The 5,471-nt window shown below is 73.6% G+C and carries 2 protein-coding genes; one reads left to right on the forward strand and one right to left on the reverse strand.

Going from position 1 to position 5,471, the window contains the following annotated elements:
• The coding region (locus ACZJYS_RS22205) for a tripartite tricarboxylate transporter substrate-binding protein (protein ID WP_493180353.1) at window positions 1-886 on the forward strand (886 nt) is incomplete at its 5' end.
• A gap of 467 nt (window positions 887-1,353) precedes the next feature.
• Here the strand turns inward: ACZJYS_RS22205 and ACZJYS_RS22210 are convergent.
• Window positions 1,354-5,471 (reverse strand): calcium-binding protein (locus tag ACZJYS_RS22210; protein ID WP_493180354.1); only part of this gene is annotated, 4,118 nt, incomplete at its 5' end.

Genomic DNA, 5,471 nt, shown 5'->3' on the forward strand with positions numbered 1-5,471 from the left:
CATCACCATCACCGTGCCCTTCGCCGCCGGCGGCCCGACCGACGTGGTCAGCCGCCTGGTGGCCGAGGGCATGTCGAAGGACCTCGGCCAGCCGGTGGTGGTGGAGAACGTGACCGGCGCGGGCGGCACCATCGCCGCCGCGCGGGTGGCGCAGGCCCGGCCCGACGGCCACACCCTGCTGATGCACCACATCGGCCATGCCAGCACCGCCACGCTCTACCGCAAGCTGCCCTATGACGTGCAGGAGAGCTTCGCGCCGCTCGGCCTTGTCTCGGACGCGGCGATGACGGTGGTGGCGCGCCCCGACTTCCCCGCCGCCGACCTGCCCGGCGTGCTGGCCGCCATCAAGGCGCAGGGCGACGGGCTGACGCTGGCGCATTCCGGCCTGGGCGGCGCCAACCAGCTCTGCGGCATGCTGCTGCAGCGCGCGGCGGGCCGCGCCCTGACCACGGTGGTGTTCCGCGGCAGCGCGCCCGCCATCACCGACCTGATGGCCGGACGCATCGACCTGTTCTGCGACCAGGCGACCAACACGGCGCCCTTCATCCGCGACAGCCGCATCAAGGCCTATGCGGTGACGCTGCCGCAGCGCGTGCCGGGGCTGGACCTGCCCACCACCGCCGAGGCCGGCGCGCCGGACCTCGCCATGAGCACCTGGCACGGGCTTTATGCGCCGGCCGGCACGCCGGCCGAGATCCAGGAGCGCCTCGCCACCGCCATCCGCGCCGCGCTGCGCGAGGAGCGGCTGCTGACCCGCTTCGCCGAGCTGGTGACGGCGCCGGCCAGCCAGGAGCGGGCCACCCCGGCCTGGCACCGCCGCCATCTGGCCGAGGAAGTGGCGCGCTGGCGGCCGATCATCCAGGAAGCCGGGCAATACGCCGATTGAACAGGCTGGCGGGGGAGACTCCGCCATTCCGCTCGGAATCCGCTCCGTTCTCCTCCCCCTTCACCTTGAGCCCCTGCAAGTCCTCGGAGCCCATGAAGGCAGCCTCGGCGCCTTGCGGAAACCATGGCAGAAGCCGCCGGGCTCCGCGCACCGCCCTGCTTGGACCGGTTGGCTGCTGGTCCTGACAGGCCGCACGCAGCCCGAGCCGTTGACGCGGGCGGAAATCGCCACAAGGCCACCCAGGACCTGCACCGTGCCGGAGCCGGCGTCCCAGGCGACGAGGCCGGAGGAGGCCATGGCGCGTGTGGCGACGTACCATCCCGGCCACGGTGTGAAGCCGGGCCGAGGAGGCGATCTCCCGCTGGCGGGAAAGCCTGGCCGCGATGGACATGCTGCGCCAGGCGGCAGGCATGCCGCCCCTGCCCGCGGCACAGGCCCGCGGGCTTGAGCAGCGGGAGGGGCCACCTTCAAAGGGCCCAGAAATGCCAGGTGAACAGGGTCTCGATGCCGGGCAGGGCGATCTCGAACTCGGCCTCCGTATCGCCATCCGTGTTGCCGTAGAGCACGCCGCCCTGCAGGTAGAGCTGGCCGGCGGCGGTGAAGCCGGCCTCCATGCGCAGCATGAAGGCCTGGTCTCCCGCGAGATCGGCATTGGCGTCGATGCCGGAGAGGTCGAGCTGGTCGGTATAGGCGGCGGCCGAGAAATCCGTCACCGTGTCCCGCGCCGCGCCGGGGCCGGCATCGCCGCCGGCGAAGATGAAGCGGTCATTGCCCGCGCCGCCGGTCAGGGTGTCGGCGCCGGCACCGCCGGTCAGCCAGTCATTCCCGGCGCCGCCCAGCAGCGTGTCGTTGCCCGCGCCACCCAGCAGCGTGTCGTTGCCGCCACCGCCGCGCAGGGTGTCGTCGCCCTCCAGGCCGGAGAGGGTGTCGTGATTGCCGCGGCCGGAGAGGATGTCGGCGGCCGCGCCGCCCGTCAGGGCCAGGGCGGGGGGCAGCTCCAGCAGGCCGGAGCCGGGCAGCACCTCCTCCAGCAGCCCATCCAGCCCCGTGACCTGGATCAGGCCGTCGGTGAAGCCATCGCCATTGCGGTCCACCAGGAGCTGCGCGCCGGACTGGCGGAATTCCGGCTCGCCTATGGCCGCGAAGGCGTCCGCGCCGATGAAGCGGCCTTGCAGGGCCGAGAGATCGATCCTGTCGCCCACGGCGAAATCGGTGATGGTGTCGGTGAAGCCGCCGGCCAGCTCGGCGGCGCTCCAGGCGAAGAGGTCATTGCCGGCGCCGCCGGTCAGCGTGTCGCCGCCGAGGCCGCCATCCAGCGTGTCGGCGCCGTCGCCGCCCAGCAGCGTGTCCTGGCCGCGCCCGCCGGCGAGGGTGTCGTCGCCGCCCAGGCCGGAAAGCCGGTCATCCCCCTCCCGCCCGGCGAGGCTGTCGGCGCCGCCGCCGCCGGTGAGCTGGAGGTCCGGCACCCGCCGCAGGAGGCCGGAGCCGCTGGCGGTCTCCTCCAGCCAGGTGGCGGCGCCGATGGCGAGGGTGGCATCGCCCAGACCGTCGCCGTCGAGGTCCACCGTCACCCAGCTTTGCGCCGAGACGGTGACGCGGAGCTGCGCGCCGCCCCCGGCCTGGAAGGCTTCGCTGCCGATGAACCGCGCGCCCAGGGCCGAAAGGTCCAGGACATCCTCCGCCTGCAGGTCGGTGACCAGGTCGCCGGCCAGCTCGGCGGCGCCGCGGAACAGGAAGGTGTCGGCGCCGGCGCCGCCGGTCAGCGTATCGGCGCCGAGGCCGCCGGCCAGAATGTCCGCGCCGTCGCCGCCGCGCAGCGTGTCCGCGCCGGTGCCGCCCTCGAGCAGGTCGTCGCCTTCGTCACCCTGGAGCAGGTCGTCGCCGCTGCCGCCAAGGAGCTGGTCCTGGCCGGCGCCGCCACGCAGCGTGTCGTCGCCCGCGCCGCCATCCAGCCGGTCGTGGCCTTCCAGGCCGAGCAGCAGGTCGCGGCCGCCGCGGCCCGCCAGGGTGTCGTCGGCCGCCGTGCCCTGCAGCGTCAGGTCCGGCACGCGCACCAGGACGTTGGAGCCACTGCGGGTTTCTTCCAGCGCCATGAGGCCGTCCAGCAGCAGCGCCAGATCGGCGGCGCCGTCGCCATCCATGTCGATGGCCAGGACGGACTGGCCGTTCTCCCACAGCACCGCCATCTGCCCGGCCACGCGGGTCAGGCCGCTCTCCGAAAGGGAGAGGCCACCCAGGGCGCTCAGGTCGAGCTGGTCGCCCAGCTCGAAATCGGTGATGCGGTCCTCGCGCAGGCCGATCTCGTCGGTGGCGCGGTAGCGGATGGCATCGGCGTTCTCGCCACCCGAGATCACGTCCCGCCCGGTGCCGGGCTGCAGCACGTCGCTGCCCGCGCCGCCGATGAGGATGTCGTCGCCGCCTTCGCCGCGCAGGATGTCGTTGCCGGCGCCGCCATCGAGCAGGTCGTTGCCGCCGCGCCCGGCCAGGGTGTCGTTGCCGCCTTCGCCATACAGCGTGTCATGGCCCGCGCCGCCGACGCCGATATTCGCCGTGTCGCCGCCGCGCCAGTTGACCACCGGCGCCAGCCGCAGCAGGCCGGAGCCAGGCGCCGTTTCCTGCAAGGCCCCCGCGCCGCGCAGCAGCACGCTCTGCTCGGCCACCCCGTCGCCATCCGCGTCGATCTGCAGCAGCGTGTCGTTGCCGCTGCGCTGGTGGCGCGCCTCGGGGCGCAGGCCGCTGAAGGGCGCCTCCGCGATCCAGGCCGGGTAGCCAAGGTCGATGATGCGGATGAGGTCGCTGCTGGAGAGGTCGGTGATGATGTCGGCCGCACCCGCCTGCGGGGTGATGACGAAGATGTCGATGCCGGCGCCGCCCTCCAGCGTGTCGTTGCCGGCGCCGCCCTCCAGCGTGTCGTTGCCGGCGCCACCGGAGAGCCGGTCATGGCCGGCGCCGCCGCGCAGCGTGTCGTTGCCGGCACCGCCCTCCAGCGTGTCGTTGCCGGCCCCGCCATCCAGGGTGTCGTTGCCGGCGGTGCCTTGCAGGGTGCGGTCCAGCGCCAGTTGCAGCAGCCGCGATCCGGGCGCCGTCTCCTCCAGCGCCACCCCGCCGGTCGCCACCACGGCGCCGGTCTCCGCCACGCCGTCGCCATCCGCGTCGATCCAGAGCATGCCGTCGCCGAAGCGGATCTCGCCGCGCGTGCCGGAGAACTCGGCACCGCCGATGAAGGTGAAGCCGGCCAGGGCGGCGAGATCGATGCGGTCATCCGCCGCCATGTCGCGGATGGCGTCTCCGGCCAGCTCGGCGGCGCTGGCGTAGCGGAACACGTCCTGCCCCGCGCCGCCGCGCAGCGTGTCGGCCCCCATTCCGCCGGCGAGGATGTCGTTGCCGGTGCCGCCATCCAGCGTGTCGTCGCCGTCACCGCCGTCCAGCGTGTCGTCGCCGCTGCCGCCGCCCAGCGTGTCGTTGCCGGTGCCGCCGTCCAGCGTGTCGTTGCCGCCGCCGCCGAGCAGGCGGTCATTGCCGCCGAGACCGGTCAGCCGGTCGTCGCCCAGCCCGCCATCGAGCAGGTCGCCGCTGGCGGTGCCGCCCAGCCTGTCGGCGCCATCCGTGCCGGCCAGGGAGACGGGCGTGACGCGCACCAGCCGCCGCGAGCCGGCGCTGGTCTCGGCCAGCATGTCGGTGCCGGAGACCCAGGCGCTGATCTCGGCCACGCCATCGCCGTCGAGGTCGAGCAGCAGCCGCTTGTCCTGGTTGCGCATCTCCCCCGGCGTGCCGCTGAACGCGGCGTCGCCGATGTAGCGCAGGAAGGTGAGTGGCGTGAGGTCGATGACGTCGCTGGCCGAGAAATCCTGCAGGATGTCGCCCTGCAGATCCTCGGCGGCGAGGTAGCGGTAGGTGTCCTTCGCCGCGCCCCCCAGCAGGATGTCGGCGCCGGCGCCGCCGATGATCAGGTCCTCGCCGTCGCCGCCCTTCAGCACGTCGTCGCCATCGCCGCCGGCCAGCGTGTCGTTGCCGCCGAGGCCGATCAGCCGGTCGTTGCCGGCACCGCCCGTGAGCGTGTCGGCGCCGGCGCCGCCGCTGAGGTTGAGCGGCTCGGCCAGTTGCAGGATGCGCGAGCCGGGCGCCGTCTCCACGAGGCGGTAGGTGCCGTTCAGCGTCAGCACGATCTCCGCCTCGCCAAGGCCGCGCTGGTCGATCTGCAGCAGCGTGACGCCCGGCGCCCAGGCGACGCGCATCTCCAGCGCCGTGCCGCTGAAGGGCAGCGTGCCCAGGAAGGCCAGGCCGGCGATGGCGGAGAAATCCAGCTGGTCGCCGCTGGCGAAATCGACGATGCGGTCGAGATGCGCCTCCTCGGGCGCCAGGAAGCGGAAGGTGTCGCCGCCGGCGCCGCCGGACAGCGCATCGGCGCCGCGCCCGCCGGTCAGGATGTCGTTGCCGTCGCCGCCCGAGAGGGTGTCGGCGCCGGCGCCGCCCGAGAGGGTGTCGTTGCCGCCCTGGCCCTGCAGGATGTCGGCCTGCGCCGTGCCGGTGAGCGTGTCGTTGCCTGATCCGCCGATGAAGTTCGCCATCCTGACCCCTGACGCCT

It is taken from the genome of Roseomonas sp. TS2, from assembly GCF_058833935.1.